This window comes from Kitasatospora sp. MBT63 (assembly GCF_000710465.2).
In the GTDB taxonomy this organism is placed as follows: domain Bacteria; phylum Actinomycetota; class Actinomycetes; order Streptomycetales; family Streptomycetaceae; genus Kitasatospora.
Genome location: NZ_JAIZ01000196.1, coordinates 1 through 21,486 on the forward strand (window position 1 = coordinate 1; position 21,486 = coordinate 21,486).

Below are 21,486 nucleotides of genomic sequence, written 5' to 3' on the forward strand. Positions count from 1 at the left end.
TCGGCGCCGACCCCGGCCCGGCCCTGCAGGCCCTGCACCGCGAGCTGCTCGCCCCCGCCGCGGCCGTACCTGCCACCGCCGCCACCGCCGCCACCGCCGCCGCTCCGACCACCCCCGCCCCGCCGGCCCGCCAGGCCCGCCAGGGCGGCAACCTGCGCCCCCGGCTGACCAGCTTCGTCGGCCGCGACGGGGACCTCGCCGCCCTCGGCCGGGCCCTCGCCTCCGGCCGGCTCACCACCCTCACCGGACCGGGCGGCTCCGGCAAGACCCGGCTCTCGGTCGAGGCCGGCCGTGTCGCCCAGGCCGACGGCGCCTGGCCCGACGGCGTCTGGCTGGCCGAACTCGCCCCGCTGGAGGACCCGGCCGCCGTTCCCGGCGCGGTGCTCTCCGCACTCGGCCTGCGCGAGACCGTGCTGCACGCCGGCAGCGCCGTCGCCGAGGCGATCGAGGGACGCGAGACGGACCCGCTGCGCCGGCTGGTCGACCACTGCGGCCGCCGCCGGATGCTGCTGGTCCTGGACAACTGCGAGCACCTGATCCAGGCCGCCGCCGACCTCGCCGACCGGCTGCTCGCCGAGTGCCCCGGCCTCACCGTGCTGGCCACCAGCCGGGAGCCGCTCGGCGTCCCCGGCGAACGGGTGCTGCCGGTCGAGCCGCTCCCCGACGCCGCCGCGCTGCGCCTGCTGGCCGAACGCGGCGCCGCCGCCCGCCCCCGCTTCGACCCGGCCGAGGACCCGCAGGCCTGCGCCGAGATCTGCCGCCGCCTCGACGGACTCCCGCTCGCCATCGAACTCGCCGCCGCCCGCCTGCGCGGCCTGACCCCGCGCCAGATAGCCGACCGGCTGGACGGCCGGTTCGCCCTGCTCACCGCCGGCTCCCGGACCCTGCTGCCGCGCCAGCAGACCCTGCGCGCGGTGGTCGACTGGAGCTGGGACCTGCTCGGCAAGCGCGAACGCGCGGTGCTGCGCCGGCTCTCGGTCTTCGCCGGCGGCTGCACCCTGGAGAGCGCCGAGCAGGTCCTCGCCGACGAGGCCGACGTCCCCGCCGAGGAGGTCGCCGACCTGCTGCTGTCCCTGGTCGACAAGTCGCTGGTGGTCGCCGGGCTCGGCGAGGAGCCCAGGTACTGGATGCTCGAGACCATCCACGAGTACGCCGCCGAGCGGCTCGCCGGCTCCGGCGAGGCCGGCCGGGTCGCGGACCGGCACACCGCCTGGCACCGGGACCTGGTGCGCGCCGCCGACCACGACCTGCGCGGCCCCGGACAGGTGCACTGGCTGGCCGTCCTGGAGCGCGAGCAGGACAACGTCCGGGCCGCGCTGCGCCGGGCGGTGGACACCGGTGACGAGCAGCAGGCGCTGGTCATCGTGCTGGCGGTGAGCTGGTTCTGGTCGCTGCGCAACTACCGCGAGGAGGCGTGCGTCTGGTACGAGCAGGTGTGCGGGCTCGGCCCCGACCCGTTCGCCGCGGACGCGCCGGCGCCGGTGCCGCTGGAGCTGGACCCGCTGGCGGTGCCGCTGCCGCTGCCGCGCGAGCAGCTGGAGGAGGCCCGCCGCCAGGTCCACCTGCACTGGCTGGTGGCCCGGTTCACCGGCAACATGGCCACGCTCGGCGATCCGGAGACGGCCGCCCGCGCGCGCCGGGTGCTCGAGGTGTACACCCCCGATCTGCCGCAGTCGTACCGCGCCCCGGTGCTGATGCGGGTGTTCGCGGCCTTCCTGTCGGGCGAGATCGGCGAACTGCGGGACCTGCTGGACGACGCCGTGGCCGGGGCCCGCCGCCACGGCCGGCCGCACGACCTGGGGTTCGCGCTGGGGATCCGGGCCCGGCTGCTGAACGACTGGGTGGGCGGCCTGGAGCAGGCGGTGCGCGACAGCGACGAGGCGCTGGCGCTGGCGGTGCGGACCGGCGACCCGTGGGCGATGTCCGAGGCGTACTCCTCGAAGGCCGAGCACGCGGCCAAGCGCGGCGACGCGGCCGGCGCCACCGAGGCGTACCGGCGGGCGATCGAACTGGCCGAGGAGATCGGCTCGCCCCAGGAGGTGCCGCTGCTGCAGGCCCGGCTGGGCGAGGCGCTGTACGAGCTGGACCCGGTGGAGGGCGAACGGCTGATCAGGGCCGCGGTGGGCGCGGTCGACCGGCGCGATCAGGCTGCCGACGGCGCGATGCTGTACGGCCGGCTGCTGCTGTGCAACATCCACGTGGGCCGCGAGGAGTACCGGGAGGCGGCCGAGGAGCTGGACCGGTTGGAGGCCGAGCAGCGCAGCTTCGGCCCGCTCTCGCCGGAGGTCTTCGAGGCGATCGTGTTCTGCCTGCGCGGCTGGGTGGCCGCCCGATCCGGGGACCCGGAGCGGGGGCTCGCGCTGCTGGGCGACAGCCGGCGGGGGATCAGCGGGGTCAGCGGCCTGGTCACGGTCTTCGCCGAGCACATGACCATGATGCTGCTGCTGCCCGCCTCCGGGATCCTGCTGGAGTACGCCACCGCCACCGGCGACCGGGGCGTCGCCCGCCGCTCCGCGGTGATGCTCGGCGCGCACCTGGCCCTGCACGGGGCGATGGGGTCGCTGATGGAACGGGCGGAGCGGGTCCGCACCGCGGAGCGGCTGACGGCGCTGCTCGGCGCAGAGGAGTTCCAGGGCGCACGCGAGGAGGGCGGCCGCCTCGGACTGACCGAGGCGACCGCCCTGCTGGACGAGCACCGGCACACGTCCTAGACCGGACTAGGTGCGCTTGCGGAAGCGGGCCACCGCGAGCGGGGCGGTGACCGCGGTGATCACCGCGGAGCAGACCAGCACCACGGTCACCGAGTGGGCGAGCGGGCCGCCGTTGATCAGGCTGCGGCAGGCGTCGGCCAGCGCGGAGAGCGGGTTGTACTCGGTGAAGGCCTGCAGCCAGCCGGGCATGGTGGTGGTGGGCGCGAAGATCGAGCTGCCGAACTGCAGCGGCATGATCACCAGCATCCCGAGGCCCTGGACGGCCTGGACGCTGCGCAGCGACATCCCGAGCAGCATCGAGATCCACACGATCGACATGCCGAACACCAGGGACAGGCCGACCGCCGCGAGCAGCTCCAGGATTCCGGTCTTGATCTGCAGGCCGATCAGCATCGCGAAGCCGATCAGGATGGTGAAGGAGACCAGCGCCCGGCAGGTCTCCGCCGCGATCTTGGAGAGCAGCACCGCGGACCGCCCGATCGGCAGGGTCCGGAAGCGGTCCATCACCCCGCTCTGGAAGTCGCTGTTCAGCCCGGTGCCGACGGACATCGCGAGGTTGAGGCCGGTGGTGCCGAGCAGGCCCGGGATCATGTACTGGATGTAGTCCTGCTGGCTGCCGGAGACCGCGCCGCCGAAGACGTAGACGAACAGCAGGGTGAAGATGATCGGGATCAGCAGGGCGTCCAGCATGGACTCCGGGTCGGCCTTGATCCGCATCAGGTTGCGCCGGGTCAGCGCACCGACGTGGCGCAGGTTGGCCCGCAGGCCGATCCGGGGGTCGTCGAGGTGGCCGGGGGCCAGGGTCGCGGCGCTCATGCCACGGTCTCCTTCGGGAGGGTCGGGGCGGTGTCGGCCGCGGCGGCGGCGGGCTTGCCGGTGATGGCCAGGAAGACCTCGTCCAGGCTGGGCAGCAGGGTGTCGATGCCCGCGACGGCGAAGCCGCGGGTGCCCAGCACGCCGATCACGGTGGTGAGCTGGTCGTCGGCGGTGAGCGGTACCGAGAGCAGCCCGGTGTCGGTGGAGAAGGTGGCGCGCAGGCCGGTCTCGTGCAGGCAGCGGGCCATTTCCGGCAGTTCCGCCGGGTGGACCGGGCGGACCTGCAGGGTCTGCCCGCCGACCTGGGTCTTCAGCTCGGCGATGCCGCCGCCCGCGATCACCCGGCCGCGGTCGATGACGGTCAGCTCGTTGGCGAGCTGTTCGGCCTCCTCCATGTACTGGGTGGTGAGCAGGACGGTGGCGCCCTCGCCGACCATCCGCTGCACCTCGTCCCAGACCTCGTTGCGGGTGCGCGGGTCGAGGCCGGTGGTGGGCTCGTCCAGGTAGAGCACCTTGGGCCGGCCGATCATGGAGGCGGCCAGGTCGAGCCGGCGGCGCATCCCGCCGGAGTAGGTCTTGGCGGGGCGGCGGGCGGCCTCGGTGAGGGAGAAGCGCTCGAGCAGCTCGCCGGCCCGGGACTTGGACTCCTTGGCGGACAGGTCCAGCAGGCGGCCGATCAGGTAGAGGTTCTCGTACCCGGAGAGCAGCTCGTCCACGGAGGCGTACTGGCCGGTCAGGCCGATGGTGCGGCGCAGCTGCTTGGGCTGGCGCAGCACGTCGTAGCCGCCGACGAAGGCGGTGCCGGCGTCCGGCTTGATCAGCGTGGAGAGCACCCGGACCAGGGTGGTCTTGCCGGCGCCGTTGGGGCCGAGCAGGCCGAGCACGGTGCCTTCGCGGACGGTGAGGTCGACGCCGTCGAGCGCCTTCGTCGAGCCGTAGTGCTTGACGATGCCGCGGACCTCGACGGCGTTGGTGCGGTGTCCCCGGTCGTTCGGGGCGGTGGCGATTCCTGTCATGCCGTCAGACTGCCCGGCGCCGCTGTCAGCCCGCTGTCAGCGCTCTGTCGCCGCTGACAGCGGGCTGTCGCCCGGCGCCGGGGGCCCGGCCGGAGCTGCCGCCGGGGCCTACTTGAAGCTGTGCTCGGCCGCCGGGAAGGTGCCGGCGGTGACCTCGGCCGCGAACTCGCGGGCGGCCTCGCCGAGGACGGCCCGCAGGTTGGCGTACTGCTTGACGAACTTCGGCACCCGGCCGGCGGTCATGCCGGCCATGTCGGTCCAGACCAGCACCTGGGCGTCGGTCCCGGCGCCGGCGCCGATGCCGACGGTCGGGATCATCAGCTGCTCGGTGACCTGGGCGGCCAGCTCGGCCGGTACGGCCTCCAGGACCACCGCGAAGGCGCCGGCCTGCTGGACCGTCTTGGCGTCGCGCAGCAGCTGGTGGGCGGCCTCGTCGCCGCGGCCCTGGACCGGGTAGCCGCCGAGCGCGTGCACCGACTGCGGGGTGAGGCCGATGTGGGCCATCACCGGGATGCCGGCCTCGACCAGCAGCTCGATCGAGCGGGCGCTGCGCTCGCCGCCCTCCAGCTTGACCGCGCCGACCCCGGCCTCCTTCATCAGCCGGGCGGCGTTGTGCATGGCCTGGGCGGCCGACTCCTGGTACGAGCCGAACGGCATGTCGCCGACCACCATGGCCCGCTTGGTGCCGCGGACCACGGCGGCCGAGAGCATCACCATCTGGTCCATGGTGACCGGGACGGTGGTCTCGTAGCCGAGGTGGCAGTTGCCGGCCGAGTCGCCGACCAGCAGCACCGGGATCCCGGCCTCGTCGAAGACGCCGGCGGTCAGCGCGTCGTAGGCGGTCAGCATCGACCACCGCTCGCCGCGCTGCTTGGCGGCGGCGAGGTCGCGGACGGTCACCCGGCGGTTGGTCACACCGCCGTACAGGGTGGCCGTGCCCCGGTCCGCGGCGGGCTGCGGGGCGGGTGCCTGCGCGGGGGCAGGCGAAAGCGGAGAAGCGTTCATCGAACAGGCTCCTGAAGGGTTGTCGTCTCGTGGCGCCGTGCGGCGTCCCCGGATCTGCTCCCATGCTTGCACGGCCGGGCCCGGGCGCAAAGAGCGGTGCACGGTGGGTTCCGGCACGGTCCTTTTACCGGAAGTTTGCGATACGGGTCTGTCTCGTATCGAAATCGGGGCTACCCTGGACCCGAGGGGTTACGAGACGAATCCGACTCGTAAGTCCGGACATCCTCGTACGGACAGGGAAGACAGACCCATGACCACCGCTGCCGCCACGCCGCGCGTGTCCGAAGCCATCCACCGCCGCCGCTGGGCCATCCTGAGCACCCTGGTGCTCGCCCTGCTGGTCGTGGTGCTCGACAACTCGATCCTCAACGTCGCGATGAAGACCATCGCCACCCCGGCCCCCACCGGCCTGGGCGCCAGCCAGAGCGACCTGGAATGGTCGATCAACTCCTACACGCTGGTCTTCGCCGGCCTGCTGTTCACCGCAGGCCTGCTCGGCGACCGGCTCGGCCGCAAGTGGACCCTGCTCGGCGGCATGTTCGTCTTCGGCCTCGGCTCGCTGCTCTCCGCCTTCGCCGACTCGCCCGGCCAGCTGATCACCTTCCGCGCCGTGATGGGCCTCGGCGGCGCCTTCGTGATGCCGGCCACGCTGGCCATCATCATGAACGTCTTCGAGCGGCACGAGCAGCCCAAGGCGATCGGCATCTGGGCCGGCGCGGTCGGCCTCGCCATCGCCATCGGCCCGATCACCGGCGGCCTGCTCATCGAGCACTTCTGGTGGGGCTCGGTCTTCCTGGTCAACGTGCCGATCGTGGCCCTCGCCCTGGTCGTGATGGCGCTGCTGGTGCCCAACTCCAAGGACCCCGCCCCGGGCCGGCTCGACCCGGTCGGCGTACTGCTGTCGATCATCGGCCTGGTCGCGCTGATCTACGGCATCATCAAGGGCGGCGAACTGGCCGACTTCACCGACGCCGCCGCCTGGGTGCCGATCCTGATCGGCCTGCTGGCGCTGGCCGCCTTCGTGGTCTTCGAGAAGCGCACCACGCACCCGGCGCTGGACATCACCTGGTTCCGCAACAAGGTGTTCTCGGCCTCGGTCGTGGTGATCGGCGTGATCTTCTTCGCGCTGATGGGCGTCTCCTTCTTCGGCGTCTTCTACACCCAGAGCGTGCGCGGCTACAGCGCGCTGCAGGCCGGCCTGCTGATGCTGCCGCTGGCCGGCGCCCAGATGGTGTTCGCCCCGCGGGCCCGCCTGGTGGTCGACCGCTTCGGCGTCCGCGCCACCTGCGCCGCCGGGATGGCGCTGGTCGCGGCCGGGTTCTTCGGATACCTCACGCTGGGTGTCTCCACCCCGATCTGGGTGCTGATCGTGATCGGCTTCGTGATGGGTGCCGGCATGGCCCACGTGATGCCCCCGGTCACCGTCGCGATCATGGGCTCGCTGCCCCGCGAGAAGGCCGGCGCCGGCTCCGCCCTGAACAACACCTTCCGCCAGGTCGGCGGCTCGCTCGGGGTCGCCATCCTGGGCGCGGTGCTCTCCACCGTCTACCGGGACGGCATGGCCGACCGGCTCGCCGCCCTGCCGCCCGCCCTGCGCGACAAGGCCGGCGAGTCGCTGGAGGCCACCGTGGCCATCGCCAACGGCACCCACAACCCCGGCCTGATCACGCCCGCCCAGGACTCCTTCGTGCACGCCATGCACGTGGTGGCCGGCCTGTCCGGCGGCATCACCGCCGTCGGCGCCCTGATCGCCCTCCTGCTGCTGCCGGGCCGCATCACCCCCGGCACCCCCGGCACCCCCGCCGGACCGGGCCGGCCGGCCGCCGCCGAGGACGGCCGGGCGACCGCCGGGCAGCGTCCCGCACAGGTCTGACCTCGGGCCATGGACAATAGCGGCATGCAGACCGACACCCCGGCCGCCCGCCGCGCCCCCGAGGCCGGCCCCGCCAAGGAGCCCTGCGCTCCCCGGCGGGGCCGGCCCCGCAGCGAAGCGGCGGAGCAGGCCATCTTCGCCGCCGTCGAGCAGCTCATGGAGGACGGCGTCGGCCTCGCCGAGCTCTCCATCGAGCGGGTCGCCGCCGCGGCCGGGGTCGGCAAGGCCACCATCTACCGCCGCTGGCCGAACATGGAGGCCCTGCTGGTCGACGTGGTCGCCCGGCTGGAGGCGCCCCCGCCCCGGCTCACCGGCGGCTCGGTCCACGACGACCTGGTCGGCATGGTCGACTACATGCGCAAGCGCGGCCTGGCCAAGCGCTCCCGCTGGGTCCTCAAGTCCGCCCTCGGCCAGATGAACGACTGGCCCGAGCTGCGCGCCATCTACCAGGAGCGGGTGGTGAAACCGCGCCGCGAACTGGTGCGCACCATCGTCCGCCGCGGCGTCGACGAAGGGGTGCTGCGCGCCGACCTCGACCAGGAACTGGTCTGCGAGGTGCTGATCGGCCCGATCCTGCTGCGGACCATCCTGTGGGACGACGCCCCGCTGGACGACCCCGGACTGGCCCACAAGATGATCGACGCGGTGCTGAACGGCGTCGGCGCCCACCCGCCGCGTGGCGAATCCCACTGATCCGGTGCGTGCCGGAACCTTGTCGGAGGGGAGCGACGTCTGTCCCGTCATAGGCTGAGCCGAGAATCAGACTAAAACGGCATCAGCCGGGCGGAACGGGCTCGTGTGGAGGAGTGGCGATGGTGCAGGCGGACAGTCCGGCGGCGGCCGCGGGGAGCGGGCCGCCGGAGTCCGAACCCGGCGGACGGCTGCGGGCCCTGCGCCGCCGCCTCGACCCGTGGCTGGAGCCGCGCCGCGGCTGGATCGTCGCCACCCTGGCCGTCCTGCTCGCCCTGGTCCTCGGCTTCCACGCCGAGATCCCCAACACCGTCGGCAACCTCGGCAGCCTGCTGGAGACCTTCCTGCCCTGGCTCGGCCTCGCCCTGCCCGTCCTGCTGGCGCTGGCCCTGTGGCGGCGCTCCGCGGTGGCGCTGGCCGCCGTCCTGCTCCCGGCCGTGGTCTGGGTCAACCTGTTCGGCGGGCTGCTCACCGACAAGAGCACCGGCAAGGGCGACTTCACCGTCCTGACCCACAACGTGGCCGCCGCCAACTCCGACCCGGCCGGCACCCTGCGGCTGCTGAACGACTCCGGTGCGCAGATCGTCGCCCTGGAGGAACTGGCCTCCGGCGCCGCCCAGACCTACGGCAAGGGCCTGGCCGCCAAGTACCCGTTCCACGTGGTCGAGGGCACCGTCGGGCTGTGGTCCAGCTACCCGATCCAGGGCGTCTCGGTGGTGGACATCAAGATCGGCTGGACCCGGGCCTTCCGGGCCGAGGTGACCACCCCCAAGGGCCCGCTGGCCGTGTACGTGGCCCACCTGCCCTCCGTCCGGGTGAACTTCGACGGCGGCTTCACCGCCGGACAGCGGGACGTCAGCGCCCAGGCCCTCGGCGACGCCATCGAGGCCGAGCCGATCAAGAAGGTGCTGCTGATGGGCGACCTCAACGGCACCATGAACGACCGCAGCCTCGCCCCGATCAGCGCCCAGATGCGCTCCGCCCACGGCGCGGCCGGCGACGGCTTCGGCTTCTCCTGGCCGGCTGCCTTCCCGATGGCCCGGATCGACCAGATCCTCAGCAAGGGCGGCCTGAAGCCCACCGACTCCCGGGTGCTGGCCGCCGACGGCAGTGACCACCGCGCGGTCGCCGCCGACTACCGCTACTGACGCCCGCGGCGCCCCCGCACGGCACGCTGCCCGGCGGGTCCGGGGCGGGACCGGCCGGGCAGCGGACCGTCATCGGCGGGCCCCCGCCGGGCCGACGACCTGGGGATGGCTCTGCGGGTCGGGACCCCAAGACTGGCAGGGGCCCCGGGCATTCACCAGGGTGAATTCAAGTCGTCCGCGGCGCAGCTGGGGTGAATGGCCGAAAGGCGGCCGAACCCCCGGCCGGCCGTGGACGGGCCGGACCGGGGCCGAGGACCGCGGATCAGCTCGCGCTGAGGTTGATCGTCGCGCCGTCCGGCAGGTTGTGGACCTGCTGCGCGACCGGCCCGCGGATCCGCATCGCGGTCACCGCGTCCCGGACCGCGAAGTTGTCGAACTCGTAGCCGCCGCCGGCCACGAAGAACTGCAGCGGGACCAGCCGCTGGCCGGGCTCCAGCGGACCATTCTGCTGCTGGAAGGCGTACGCGAAGTTCGACGCCGCGTTGACCTCCGGGTCCGCCAGCAGCCACTGCGCCCAGGACTCCAGGCCGGTGCCCAGCACCTCCACCTCGGCGGTCTCCGGGTCGAACACCACCACCTCGGCGCCGTCCATCACCGCGAACTGGTTGCCGAAGATGTCCTGGCCGAAGCAGAACAGCCCGTCGGCCAGGCCGTCGTAGGTGTCCTTCCAGGTGTTCTCCTCGTTCCAGCTCAGCAGGTCGGGGCCGAGCCCCTCCTCGCCGACGCGGAAGACCTGCACACCGGCGTTGAACGCGAAGAAGCCGTTCAGCCGCGAGACCAGGGCGCCCAGCTCGGCCAGCGGCCCGCCCTCCACCCCGAAGTCCAGCTCGGTGGACGGCCCCATCGGCCCCCGGGCGCGGCCGAGCAGCTGCTCCAGCGCACTCTGGGTCATTTCCGGTCACTCCTCGCTTCGGGGCCGATCGGCCGGGTCAGATAGTGCTCACGCACCCGGTCGGTGACGACCGGGCGCAGGGCGGGCTGCAGGACCATCGAGTCGGGGATGGCGTCCCACCGCATGTACGGCCACCAGCGCCCGTGCGCGGCCAGCAGCATTCTCTCACCGGCCTCCACCGCCCCCTCGACGGCGTACCAGCCCGCCAGCCACAGCAGGGCGTCGTACTCCTCGGGCAGCTCGCCCGCGTCCTCGACCAGCGCACGGGCCCGCGGGAAGTCGTTGGTCGTCTTCAGCGCCGTCCAGGCGACCGGCTTGTCCCGCTCGCCCAGCGACCCGAACTCGCGCTCCAGGAGCTGCCCGCCGATGACCCCGTCGGCGGACCTGACCGGGCCGCCCCAGTCGTGCGCGCTAGGCAGCAGCTGCCCCGCCGGGCGCAGCGCCAGCTCGTCGGCCCGCCACAGCAGCGACTCGCCCAGCACCCGGTCCGGCGGCACCAGCGCGGCGGCGGCCCGCATCCGCGGCCCGGCGGGCACCCCGGCGTGCAGTTCGGCGGCCAGGAACGAGTCGTCGAACGGCACGTCCTGGTCGCACAGCTCACCGCCGAGCGGCGCCTGGCGGGTGATCAGCGTCTCGGCCAGGTCGGCCGCCTCGGCGAACCGGTCGTGCCAGAACAGGATCTGGATGGCGGCCGCCCCGGCCTCCCAGGCCGGATCCGGTTCGCCCGCGGGGTCGGTCGCGAGGGCGAGCAACTGCGGCAGCAGTTCCCCGAACCTCCCGCGCCGTGCCTGCGAGATCAGCTGCTCAGCCGCGTCCACGTACATCACCCCTCGCCGTCACCGTACCCGTATTCGCACCCTGGCATTGTGGGGCAGGCCGTGCAGGGCACTGCCCATCGCCGACCCCGAGCCGCGGTTGTCGGAGTCGGAGATGTACTTCACGCTGGCGCCCTTGCCGCCCTCCTGGAACATCGCCGGGGGGTACTCGTCCCGGTCCTTCGGGGGCGCGGTGGGGATGCCGCGCAGCGATTCGGCCCGGTTGGCGTCCGCGTTCGGCCGGTCGATCGTCAGGACCGAGGGCTTGGCCGGACCCGTCCGGGAGCGTCCGCCGCGCCAGATGGTGCCGTTCTGCGCCTCGCGGATGTGCTGCGCCGACTCCGGGTACTTCGAGGAGTCGATCACCATCTCGGCGTCGTAGTCGCCGCGGACCCCGAGGTGCCCGGCGATCCGGGTGCGGGCGTCGTGCTGGCGGACCATCCGCTTGCGGGCGCCCCTACCGGTCATCCCGTCGTTCTTGGCGATCTTCTCGGCCAGCGCGATGATCTGCTTGGCGTGGGCGTCGTCCGCGTCCTTCAGGTTCTTCACGACCTGCTTCGCGCCGTGGCCGGCCTGCTCGTACATCTCGGAGACCGCCTTGGCGGCGTCCTGACTGATGGTCCGGCCGACCCGCTGGGCGGCGTCCTCCAGGGCCTTGGCGATGGGGTGCGTCAACTGAACGACACCCCCGAGGTCGCCGTGGCGAAGGCGCTCGCATGGCCGGCCACCTGGTCGGAGTGGCGCTGGAGTTCGGCGGCGTGCGCGAGCATCCGGTCGGGGTCGACCCGGAAGCCCTCGCCGACCGCGCCGCCCGCGGCGCCGAGCGCAGACTGGACGCCCCTGAAGACCAGCCCGGTCAGCGCCCGGGTGACGGCCTCCTCCAGCGGGGCGACCGCCCGCTCCACCAACATGCCGACCACCTGGTCCTCGGCCTCCTGGATGATCTCCTTGACGATCCGGCGCTGGACCTCGGCCAGTGCGGCCTCGGCCGCGGCGGAGGCGCCGAGGGTCACCACGGCGGTGGCGGCCGCGGCCGCCAGTTCGGCGGCCATGATGCCGAGTTGGGTGATGACCGCGAGCTTGGCCGCCACGATCACGTCGGCGGCGATGTCCAGCGCCGTGGCGGAGGCGTTGCAGACCTGGACGAGGTCGTCCATGTGGTCCTCGGACATCCGGGCCCAGCGCTCGGCCAGCTGCTCGTACGAACTGGCCTGGTAGGCGTCGGCCATGGCCCGGATGGTGGCGGTGGCCGCCTGGTGGGTGCCGTCGATGTTGACGGCGAACCGCCGGACGTGGTCGGCGAACTCGCGGACGCCGTCCTCGTTGACCTGCGGCCAGTTCAGGCCGAGCAGGTCCATCACGAAGACCAGTTCACCGGGTAGTTCGATGGCCATGAATGATGACCCCCCGTCATCGCTCCCGTGACATCTCGTCACTGATGAAGCGATGGTAGTACCAACCGGCGGGCCCCGACCCCGGCCGTGGTGGGCTTCGGGGACGGGGCTCGTGACGGTTCGGTGAGCGTCGCGCGCCGGACGGGTCAGCCGCGGCGCCAGCGGTTGGTGACCGGGAGCCGGCGGTCGCGGCCGAAGCCCTTGGCGGAGATCTTCGGGCCCGGCGGGTACTGGCGGCGCTTGTACTCCGCGGTGTCGACCAGCCGGACGATCCGGTCGACCACCGCCGCCTCGAACCCGGCCGCCACGATCGCGTCCCGGCCCCGGTCGCCCTCCACGTACAGGTCCAGGACGGTGTCCAGCAGGTCGTAGTCGGGCAGCGAGTCGCTGTCCTGCTGGTCCGGGCGCAGCTCGGCCGACGGCGGCTTGACGATGGTGTTCTCCGGGATCGGCGGCACCTCGCCGCGGCGTACGGCCTCCTCGTTGCGCCAGCGGGCCAGCCGGAACACCAGCGACTTGTAGACGTCCTTGATCGGCCCGTACGCGCCCACCGAGTCGCCGTACAGCGTGGAGTAGCCGACCGCCAGCTCGCTCTTGTTGCCCGGCGCGAGCACGAGGTGCCCCTCCTGGTTGGAGACCGCCATCAGCAGGGTGCCGCGCAGCCGGGACTGCAGGTTCTCCTCGGCCAGGCCGGTCAGGCCGAGCGACGCCATGTAGGCGTCGAACATGGGGGCGATCGGCACCGTCCGGAAGGCGAGGCCGGTGCGCGCCGCCAGGTCGGCGGCGTCGTCCCGGGAGTGCTGGGAGGAGTACCGGCTGGGCATCGAGACGCCGTGCACGTTCCCGGCGCCGACCGCGTCCACGGCGATCGCCGCGACCAGCGCCGAGTCGATGCCGCCGGAGAGGCCGATCAGCACCGAGGCGAAGCCGTTCTTGCGGACGTACGCCCGGGTGCCGGTGACCAGCGCGGCGTAGATCTCGGCCTCGTCCTCGAGCCGCGGCGCGGTCCCGGCGGCCGCGGGGACGGCGGGCGCGGGCAGCGGCTCGCCGCCGAGGTCGGTGCGGACCAGGCGCAGCCCGTCGCTCAGGCGCTGCCCGTCGGGGTTCGCGTCGGTGGCGGCCGGCAGGTCGAGGTCGACCACCAGCAGCCGCTCCTCGAACTGCGGGGCCCGCGCGAGCACCTCGCCGCCGGGGGCGACCACCAGCGAGTCGCCGTCGAAGACCAGCTCGTCCTGGGCGCCGACCATGTTGACGTAGGCCAGTGGGCAGCCCGCCTCGGCGGCGCGGCGCCGGACCAGCTCCAGCCGGACGTCGTCCTTGTCGCGCTCGTACGGCGAACCGTTGACGACCAGCAGCAGCCCGGCGCCGGCCTCGCGGGCGGCGGTCACCCGGCCGCCGTCCTGCCAGATGTCCTCGCAGATCGCCAGGGCGACGTCGACGCCGTGCAGGCGCAGCACCGGGAGCTGGTCGCCGGGGACGAAGTAGCGGTGCTCGTCGAAGACGCCGTAGTTGGGCAGGTGGTGCTTGGCGAACCGGGTGGCCACCCGGCCGCGGTGGAGGACCGCGGCGCAGTTCTGCGGTGCCCCGGCCGGGCGGCCGAGGGCGGGGGAGGGGTGCTCCGAGCGGCCCAGGTACCCGACCAGGACCGGCAGCTCGCCGAGTCCCTCGGCGGCGAGCCGCGCGGCCAGCGCGACCAGGGCCGACCGGGAGGCCTCCACGAACGAGTCGCGCAGCGCCAGGTCCTCGACCGGGTAGCCCGTCAGGGCCATCTCGGGGAAGGCGGCGAGCCGGGCGCCGGCCTCGGCCGCCTGCCGGGCCAGGCGCACCACCTCCTCGCCGTTGTGGACGAGGTCACCGACCCAGGGGTCGATCTGGCACAGGGCGAGACGGAGATTCGGCATGCCCCGGAGTGTAATCGTCAACCTGACGCTATGTCCCGGCCGGGGGGTACGTTCCGAGCGGGGATCCGCCATGATGGGACCAGTCGCCACGGTGGCCGGTTCCGGACGTAACACGGGCGTAAAGAGCAGAGGTGAGACTGTCCCCATGGGCAAGCAGCAGGAGTTCGTGCTTCGTACGCTCGAAGAGCGTGACATCCGTTTTGTCCGGCTGTGGTTCACCGACGTGCTCGGGTTCCTGAAGTCGGTCGCGGTCGCTCCGGCCGAGCTGGAGCAGGCCTTTGAGGAAGGCATCGGCTTCGACGGCTCGGCGATCGAGGGCTTCGCCCGGGTCTACGAGTCCGACATGATCGCCAAGCCGGACCCGACCACCTTCCAGATACTGCCGTGGCGCTCCGAGACCCCGGGCACCGCGCGGATGTTCTGCGACATCATGATGCCGGACGGGTCGCCCTCCTACGCCGACCCGCGGTTCGTGCTCAAGCGCACCCTGGAGAAGGCCTCGGCGCAGGGCTTCACCTTCTACACCCACCCGGAGATCGAGTTCTTCCTGCTGAAGAACCTCCCGGGTGACGGCACCCCGCCCATCCCGGCCGACCAGTCCGGCTACTTCGACCACACCCCGCGCGGGGTCGGGCACGACTTCCGCCGCCAGGCCATCACCATGCTGGAGTCGATGGGCATCTCGGTGGAGTTCTCCCACCACGAGGGCGCCCCCGGCCAGCAGGAGATCGACCTGCGGTACGCGGACGCGCTCTCCACCGCCGACAACATCATGACCTTCCGCCTGGTCATGAAGGAGGTCGCGCTGGAGCAGGGCGTGCACGCCAGTTTCATGCCCAAGCCGTTCTCCAACTTCCCCGGCTCGGGCATGCACACCCACCTCTCGCTGTTCGAGGGCGACCGCAACGCCTTCCACGAGTCGGGCGCCGAGTACCAGCTCTCCAAGGTCGGCCGCTCCTTCATCGCCGGCCTGCTCAAGTACGCCGCCGAGACGGCCGCGGTCACCAACCAGTGGGTCAACTCCTACAAGCGGATCTGGGGCGGCTCGCAGCGCACCGCGGGCGCCGGCGGCGAGGCGCCCTCGTACGTCTGCTGGGGGCACAACAACCGTTCGGCGCTGATCCGGGTCCCGATGTACAAGCCCGGCAAGCAGGGCTCCACCCGGGTCGAGGTCCGCTCGCTGGACACCGGCTGCAACCCGTACCTCGCCTACGCGGTGGTGCTGGCCTCCGGCCTCAAGGGCATCGAGGACGGCCTCGAACTCCCCCCGGGCGCCGACGACGACGTCTGGGCGCTCAGCGACGCCGAACGCCGGGCGCTCGGCATCCAGCCGATGCCGCAGAACCTGGGCGAGGCGATCGACCTGATGCAGCGCAGCGAACTGGTCGCCGAGACGCTCGGTGAGCACGTCTTCGACTTCTTCCTGCGCAACAAGCGTCAGGAGTGGGAGGAGTACCGCTCGGAGGTCACCCCGTTCGAGCTGCGCAAGAACCTCCAGGTGCTGTAACCGCAGGCCAGAGCCTGTCTGGGTAGCAGAAGGCCCCCGGCGTCGACGGAGCGTATCCGTCGGCGCCGGGGGCTTCTCAGTGATCCTGGGCCGTCTGGGGCCGTCAGAGTTGTGATCGGTGGCCCACAAGGGGGATGGCGCCCGAACTCACCGGGGAGCAGGGGGCGGCCGGTGATCGGCGGCGCCCACGCGCAGCCCGAGACGGTCCGAGCAGCAAGCTGAGGAGGAGGGTGTTGCCGCGGCCGGAAGTGAGACCGCACCACTTGCCCGTCAGCTCATTCGAATTTTACCCTCTCCATCAAGTCAATCACGTAGTGTACGAGCTCGTCCGGCACCTCGGTGACCGCAAATACCCGGCGAGGAATTGCCCTTGCGTCATCGAAGCCAAGTGTGTACAGCACCACCGGAGTATCGACCCCATGTTGATCCAGGTCTCGTAGCATGGTGATCCCGGCCTGTTGATCTCCGGCGCGCCCGATGTCAGTCAGGATGATGTCGTAGGGGCCGCGGTGGAGGTGGGTCGGGGCTGCGCTGGTTGACAGGGCAGTATCCACCTTCATGCCGACGCTGCGGAAGAGTTCGATCAGCGCGGTGTTGTTCTCCGGGCGGTCATCGACCCAGAGCAGCTTGCCGCCGGCAATGATTTCTGCAGCGTACTCCAACCGTCGAATGACAGCACGCCTTATATGCATCGGCACCACCACGTTGGTTGCTGCTGATGCTTGATCCAGCAGGGATCGCGCTTCCTCGGCGAACTCGATGCTCCCGGCCGGCGTTGTAAGGCTCTTGATTCGCGGGATCAAGGCGCCGATGTGGCTTCGATATATCACCAGGACGAACAAAATGAGAGCGGGCCAGATTAAATCCTTGAGGTAGTCCAAGATCAGGTTGGCGTTCTCCACGTTGACATCATGCCGTGAGTGCCAGCCACTATGGGTGATCAGCTGCGCGGCCTGCCTTGGTTCTTGACCCCGCGACCGGGGCAGAGTGGGAGCAGGAGCCTTCTCGGCCGTCGCCGTTCGGGCAAGGTGCCCCCTGGTGAGCGCCCGGGTGAGCACTTCGCATGGACGGGGTGTGTCCGTCTTGCAGCCGCGCCGGATCGGACGGTAGGCGAGGGCTGCAGCGAGCCTCTGCCGAGCGGTGGTTGCACCAGCTCCGAGCAGTCCAAGGACTACCGCTACTCTGCGAACCGCCCGGTCGCCGTCACCGGCCGTGGCCGCTTACGGAGCGGGGGCCGCGCCGGGAGTGGCCACGCGTCAGCCGGCCGGGCCGGACCAGATGACGTCCTTGCGCTGCATCCCCGAGCCGTAGGTGAACTGGACGGTGAACGGGTCGGCCGCGTCGTCGGGCAGGGCGTACGCCTCCAGGCTGGTGGTCTCCTGGCCGGGGGCGAGGGAGTCGGCGAGGAACTTCGCCCGGCCGCTGCCGTCGAAGAAGGCGAAGGCGAGGCTGCCCCTGGAGTCGCGGACGAAGGGCGATCCCGAGCCGTAGAGGGAGAGAGCCGCCGAGCCGGTGTTGACGACGGTGATCCGCACCTGGACGATCCTGGCGTTCGGGGGGACCTTGAACACGGTCTCGTTCGGGACGAACGGTTCCGGCGCGGCCGTGGTGACCTTCAGCCCGTCCTCGTAGGTGTAGGACTGCCCGAACGGCAGGCGCCGGGCCCGCTCGTCCGCGGCCTTCTTCTCCTGCTCGGCCGCCAGCTTCTTCCGGGCGGCCTCGAGCCGTTCCCGCTCCTGCGCCGCCTGCTCGTCGGCGCGGGCGCTCGCGGCGGCGGCCTCCGCCCGCAGTTCCTCGTTGACCGAGTGCACGCGCGCCGCGATGAACACCCCGGTGCCGACCGAGATCAGCAGCCCGGCGGCGCCCAGGACGACGCCCGCGAGCGCCATGCCCCGGTTGGTCGCCCGGCCCTTGCGCACCAGCCCCAGCCCGATGGCGCCGAAGACCACGGCGAGCAGTGCCGGCAGCCAGGACAGCCAGAACACGACCAGGAGCAGGCTGAGGACGGTCCCGGTGATCCCGAGCACCATGGCCGCGACGCCGAGGCCGTTGCGCGGCTCCGCCGCCGGCATCGGGTACGGCGGCCAGTACGGCACACCCGGGCCCGGGCCCGGGCCCGGGAGGGCGGCCGGGTCGTGGCCCGATGCCGCGCCCTGGTCCTGCCACGGGCCCGGCGGCGCCCACGGGTCGGCGGCGGCCGGTTCCCCGGCGGGCTGCGGGCTGTCGGGCGGGGCGGGAGTGGTCATGCGAACCCTTCGGGCGGATGGGGACGGTGGGCGGCCGACCGCTCGGCCGCTCGGGCCGGGGGTCTCGACGCCGAAGTCTGTCCGGATCCCGCGGTGGTGGCGACCCGATTTCCGGCCGGCGGGCCGGTCGACGATCATCGGCGGATGATCAACGTACAGGTGTCCGGTCGCGGCCCGGACACCGCGCCCGCGCTGCGGGCGGGTCGGGCTGCAGGGGCGTTGCAGCGCGTGTCGGCTTGTGAACCGTCCGTGCGCGGGGTGGGGTGGGGGCTCAGGGTGGATCGGGCGCGGCGGGAGGCCGGTCGGCATGGCTCAGGTGGCGCAGGAGCGGCGGTGGCGCGGACGGGTGCGGGTGGCGGCCGGTGCCGGTGGTGACCTGCTGATCGCGCTCGGGGTGCTGCTGGCCCTGTTCGCCTGCTACTCGCTGTGGTGGACGGACGTGGTGGCGGACCGCCGGGCCGAGCGGGCCGGCGACCTGCTGCGGCGGACCTGGTCGGCCGCCGCACCCGCGGGCCGGGCGGTCCCGCCCGTACGCGGCGCCGGGATCGGCTTCCTGCACGTCCCCGCGATGGGCCGGGACTACCAGGTGCTGATCAGACTGGGCACCGACGAGGACACCCTCGCCGAGGGGGTGGCGGGGGTCTACACCGAGCCCTACCCCGCGGCGATGCCGTGGGACGCGCAGGGCAACGTCGCACTGGCCGCGCACCGGGACGGCCACGGCGCGAAGTTCCACGACCTGGACGCGGTGGAACCGGGTGACGCGGTGGTGGTGGAGACCCGTGACAGCTGGTACGTCTACCGGGTGGACGGCGTGCTGCCGCAGACCTCCGAGTACGACACGGGCGTGATCGCGCCGGTGCCGGTGGGCTCCCCGTACCATGCGCCGGGCCGCTACATCACGCTGACGACCTGTACGCCGGTGTACACCTCCGACTACCGGATGGCGGTCTGGGGCAGTCTGGTGCGGGTCGACCCGGTGGACGCGGTGCGCACGCCGCCGGCCGAACTGCGCTGACCCGAGGGACCTCAGGGAGCCCCAGGGGTGCCTCGGGAGGCCTCAGGGGGAGGGATGTTCGATGGTGAGCAGGTCGGCCTCCAGCCTGACCGGGTCGCGGCCGACCGGCGGGGAGTGGAAGGAGCCGTCGCTGATCGACAGGTTGAGGATCAGATAGGCCGCGAAGTCCTCGCCGACGCCGGTTCCGTCGGAGAACGCCTCGGTGAGCCGGTCGGGTTGGGCCCCGATGTACCAGGTGGTGTTGTCGGCGCCGAACCGCGCCCCCACGTATATCCAGCGGCCCGCACCGACGTTGGCGTCGCGGTAGACGGTGCTGCCGGAGCGTACGTGGTTGACGAACTCGATCTGGTCGGGCCGGTCCGCGTACCACTCGAAGACGTCGAGCTCGTTGCCGCCGTCGCGCCAGGTCCACAGGCACGGCCAGGCGCCGGTGTCGGCGGCGGGCAGCCGGACGTGCACCATCACCAGGTCGCCGGTGCGGACCATGGCCCCGCTGCCGCCGGAGTCGCAGGAGTCGCCGGTGGTCACCAGGCCGGTGTTCCAGCGGCCGTCGGGCTGCGGGGTGGCGGTGATGACCAGGTGGCCGGAGGCGGTGCTGAGGGAGTCGGTGGTGAGCCGGTCGTACTTCCAGCTGTTGGGGTTCTCGGTGCACTGGGCGTACGCGCCGGTCTGCCAGCCCCAGGCGTGGCCCGGGCCGAGGTCCAGGGTCCGGAAGTCCTCGGCCAGGACCGAGCGGGTCGCGAGCTGCCGGGCGGCGGTGAGGGCCGCGGAGGTGGTGGCGGCCTGGGCGGGGGCGGTGGCGAGGGAGGCGGAGACGGTGATCGCGGCCGCCAGGAGAAGTCGGGTAGCCATGGCGCTCACGATCCTCGGAGGTGGGCGGTTCTGCGCTGAGGCAGAGCTGTCCGGATGAATCTGGCGGGACCGGCGCGCGGGTGCTCCGTCCACGGTGTGGTTAGTGGCTGATCGCCAGTTCGCCCGTGGTACATGTTATTCCGACCTGCACCGGGCGTAATCCTCGAACATGGGGTGAATTCCGTTCGACCGCAGGGCGTGAAATCCCTGAAGGTGCCCATTCGGAACGGCCTGAAAAGGATTGACCTATGTATGCTCTCGCTCACACCGGCGTCGCCTCTCTGGCCCTGCTGGCGGTAGGCGGTGCCAGCTCCGCGATCGGTGCGGCCGTGAAGTGGTTCGCGCGCCGGTGACCGAATCGCTCACGGTGCTGATCCCGGCACACAACGAGGCGGACTTCATCGCTGACGCGGTGAGGTCCGCCTTGGGTCAGACGGCCGGTCCCGAGACCGTCCTGGTGATCGCGGACTCCTGTACCGACGACACCGCCGGGATCGCCCGGCGGCTCGGCGCCACCGTCCGGGAGGTGTCCCGGCAGAGCAAGCCCGAGTCGCTGAACATCGCGCTGGCCGAGGTGACCACCGAGTACGTGGCGCTGCTGGACGCCGACGGCTACTTCGCCTCCGACGACGTACTGGCGACCTGCCTCGCGCAGATGCGCGAGAACGGCCACGGCGGCGTCTGCATGTCCGTCACCCCGCACAGCGTCAAGGGCCTGTTCCAGCGGTCGCGGACGATCGAGTGGGCGGCCGCGCACCGGATGTCGCGGACCGTGGAGTCCTGGCACGGCTGGGTGGCGGTGCTGTCGGGCTGCGCCGGGGTGTACCGCACCGAGGCGGTCCGGGAGGTCGGCGGCTGGTCCACCGACAGCCTCTGCGAGGACGTCGAACTGGCGCTCAGGATGAACCGCTCGGGCCACGCGGCCGGCTTCGTGCCGGGTGCGTACGTGTGCGTCCGGGACCCGGGCAGCTGGGGCGTGTACTGGCGCCAGACGCACCGCTGGGCGGCCGGCTGGGCGCAGGCGCTGTACAAGCACCGCGGCCTGTTCTTCCGCAGCTGGGGATTTACCAAGGTGTTCGGCGCGATGCTGGTGGACAGTGCGCTGATGGCGGTCGGATATCTCTCGCTGCTTTATCATCTGATCACCGGATTCACCCATTTCGACACCGTCCGGTGGCTCGGCTGGTGGTTCCTGATGATGCTCGCGCTGACCCTCGGGACGGCCACCGTGCAGATCGGGTTCCGCAAGGCGGTCACCTGTTATCCGGCCTATCTCGTGGTCGGCACGATGGGCACCCTGCTATCGCTCTGGGTGATGTTCCGGGAATGGGTGCTCGGCCGGCACCTGACGTCCTGGACCGGCCGGCAGGACCGCCGGACGGTGATCACCCGGATGCCCGGGGACCGCAGACGGTGCCTCACCGCCGCCGGACTGCTCGGGGGCGCCGTCGCGGCGGCCGCCGGGTCGGTGCTGCGCCGCGAGGACCTGCTGCTGGCGGGTGCCGGGGCCGCGGCCGTGGTGCTGCTGGCGCCGCTGTTCCACCGGCTGCTGGTGGGCGCCGCGCAGGCGGGCCGGCCGGTCGCCGGCGCGCTGCCGGCGGC

The 21,486-nt window shown here is 72.3% G+C and carries 18 protein-coding genes; 7 read left to right on the plus strand and 11 right to left on the minus strand.

Translation table 11 applies throughout. The annotated features are described in order from the left end of the window. Positions 1-2,711, plus strand: a 2,711-nt coding sequence (locus tag AA75_RS53690) for a hypothetical protein (RefSeq protein ID WP_051812306.1), incomplete at its 5' end; no start/stop codon positions are given. A gap of 6 nt (positions 2,712-2,717) precedes the next feature. Here the strand turns inward: AA75_RS53690 and AA75_RS13775 are convergent. The 3 genes from AA75_RS13775 to panB form a co-directional block, all read right to left on the minus strand. After that, positions 2,718-3,527 carry an ABC transporter permease gene (locus AA75_RS13775; RefSeq protein WP_033820264.1) on the minus strand — a complete coding sequence of 270 codons (810 nt, stop codon included), beginning with the start codon at positions 3,525-3,527 and terminating at the stop codon, positions 2,718-2,720. Further along, positions 3,524-4,543 carry a daunorubicin resistance protein DrrA family ABC transporter ATP-binding protein gene (locus tag AA75_RS13780; protein ID WP_033820265.1) on the minus strand — a complete coding sequence of 340 codons (1,020 nt, stop codon included), beginning with the start codon at positions 4,541-4,543 and terminating at the stop codon, positions 3,524-3,526. Before AA75_RS13780 ends, AA75_RS13775 begins: the two co-directional genes overlap by 4 nt. Before the next feature lie 108 nt (positions 4,544-4,651). Then, on the minus strand, positions 4,652-5,548 hold the full coding sequence (panB, locus tag AA75_RS13785) for a 3-methyl-2-oxobutanoate hydroxymethyltransferase (RefSeq protein WP_033820266.1): 897 nt from the start codon (positions 5,546-5,548) through the stop codon (positions 4,652-4,654). Positions 5,549-5,798: 250 nt separating this feature from the next. On the opposite strand from panB, the gene AA75_RS13790 reads away from it, so the two are divergent. The 3 genes from AA75_RS13790 (at position 5,799) to AA75_RS13800 (ending at position 9,259) form a co-directional block, all read left to right on the plus strand. Beyond that, positions 5,799-7,421 (plus strand): MFS transporter, encoded by a 1,623-nt coding sequence (locus AA75_RS13790; RefSeq protein ID WP_051812308.1) that lies wholly within the window; start codon positions 5,799-5,801, stop codon positions 7,419-7,421. 24 nt (positions 7,422-7,445) lie between these two features. Next, positions 7,446-8,114: a TetR-like C-terminal domain-containing protein gene (locus tag AA75_RS13795; protein WP_051812310.1), complete on the plus strand. Its 669-nt coding sequence runs from the start codon at positions 7,446-7,448 to the stop codon at positions 8,112-8,114. Positions 8,115-8,233: 119 nt separating this feature from the next. Further along, positions 8,234-9,259 carry an endonuclease/exonuclease/phosphatase family protein gene (locus AA75_RS13800; RefSeq protein WP_033820267.1) on the plus strand — a complete coding sequence of 342 codons (1,026 nt, stop codon included), beginning with the start codon at positions 8,234-8,236 and terminating at the stop codon, positions 9,257-9,259. Positions 9,260-9,521: 262 nt separating this feature from the next. Here the strand turns inward: AA75_RS13800 and AA75_RS13805 are convergent, their stop codons facing one another. From AA75_RS13805 to AA75_RS13825, 5 genes are all read right to left on the minus strand, one after another. After that, positions 9,522-10,151, minus strand: a complete 630-nt coding sequence (locus AA75_RS13805) for a DUF2625 family protein (RefSeq protein WP_033820268.1) — start codon at positions 10,149-10,151, stop codon at positions 9,522-9,524. Further along, a complete protein-coding gene (locus AA75_RS13810) occupies positions 10,148-10,969 on the minus strand; it encodes a hypothetical protein (RefSeq protein ID WP_033820278.1) in 822 nt (273 codons plus the stop codon). The genes AA75_RS13805 and AA75_RS13810 overlap by 4 nt, the downstream gene beginning before the upstream one ends. Positions 10,970-10,987: 18 nt before the next feature. Continuing rightward, entirely contained in the window at positions 10,988-11,641 is a 654-nt protein-coding gene (locus AA75_RS53695) for a NucA/NucB deoxyribonuclease domain-containing protein (protein WP_033820269.1), read from the minus strand. Then, complete coding sequence (locus AA75_RS13820) at positions 11,638-12,360, minus strand: hypothetical protein (RefSeq protein WP_033820270.1); 723 nt, start codon at positions 12,358-12,360, stop codon at positions 11,638-11,640. The genes AA75_RS53695 and AA75_RS13820 overlap by 4 nt, the downstream gene beginning before the upstream one ends. Positions 12,361-12,506: 146 nt before the next feature. Next, positions 12,507-14,261 carry an NAD+ synthase gene (locus AA75_RS13825; protein ID WP_033820271.1) on the minus strand — a complete coding sequence of 585 codons (1,755 nt, stop codon included), beginning with the start codon at positions 14,259-14,261 and terminating at the stop codon, positions 12,507-12,509. 145 nt (positions 14,262-14,406) lie between these two features. Between AA75_RS13825 and AA75_RS13830 the strand changes: the two genes are divergently transcribed. Further along, complete coding sequence (locus tag AA75_RS13830) at positions 14,407-15,768, plus strand: glutamine synthetase family protein (protein ID WP_033820272.1); 1,362 nt, start codon at positions 14,407-14,409, stop codon at positions 15,766-15,768. 275 nt (positions 15,769-16,043) lie between these two features. Here AA75_RS13830 and AA75_RS13835 read toward each other — a convergent pair whose 3' ends face one another. Both AA75_RS13835 and AA75_RS13840 read right to left on the minus strand, forming a co-directional pair. After that, positions 16,044-16,670, minus strand: a complete 627-nt coding sequence (locus AA75_RS13835) for a response regulator (RefSeq protein WP_051812312.1) — start codon at positions 16,668-16,670, stop codon at positions 16,044-16,046. Between the two features lie 354 nt (positions 16,671-17,024). Then, positions 17,025-18,014, minus strand: a complete 990-nt coding sequence (locus tag AA75_RS13840) for a DUF4190 domain-containing protein (protein ID WP_033820273.1) — start codon at positions 18,012-18,014, stop codon at positions 17,025-17,027. Between the two features lie 307 nt (positions 18,015-18,321). On the opposite strand from AA75_RS13840, the gene AA75_RS13845 reads away from it, so the two are divergent. Then, entirely contained in the window at positions 18,322-19,032 is a 711-nt protein-coding gene (locus AA75_RS13845; protein WP_033820274.1) for a class E sortase, read from the plus strand. Between the two features lie 42 nt (positions 19,033-19,074). Here AA75_RS13845 and AA75_RS49280 read toward each other — a convergent pair whose 3' ends face one another. Then, positions 19,075-19,884 (minus strand): hypothetical protein, encoded by an 810-nt coding sequence (locus AA75_RS49280; protein ID WP_051812314.1) that lies wholly within the window; start codon positions 19,882-19,884, stop codon positions 19,075-19,077. Between the two features lie 349 nt (positions 19,885-20,233). On the opposite strand from AA75_RS49280, the gene AA75_RS13855 reads away from it, so the two are divergent. Continuing rightward, positions 20,234-21,486: glycosyltransferase family 2 protein (locus AA75_RS13855; protein WP_033820275.1), on the plus strand; the 1,253-nt coding region annotated here is incomplete at its 3' end.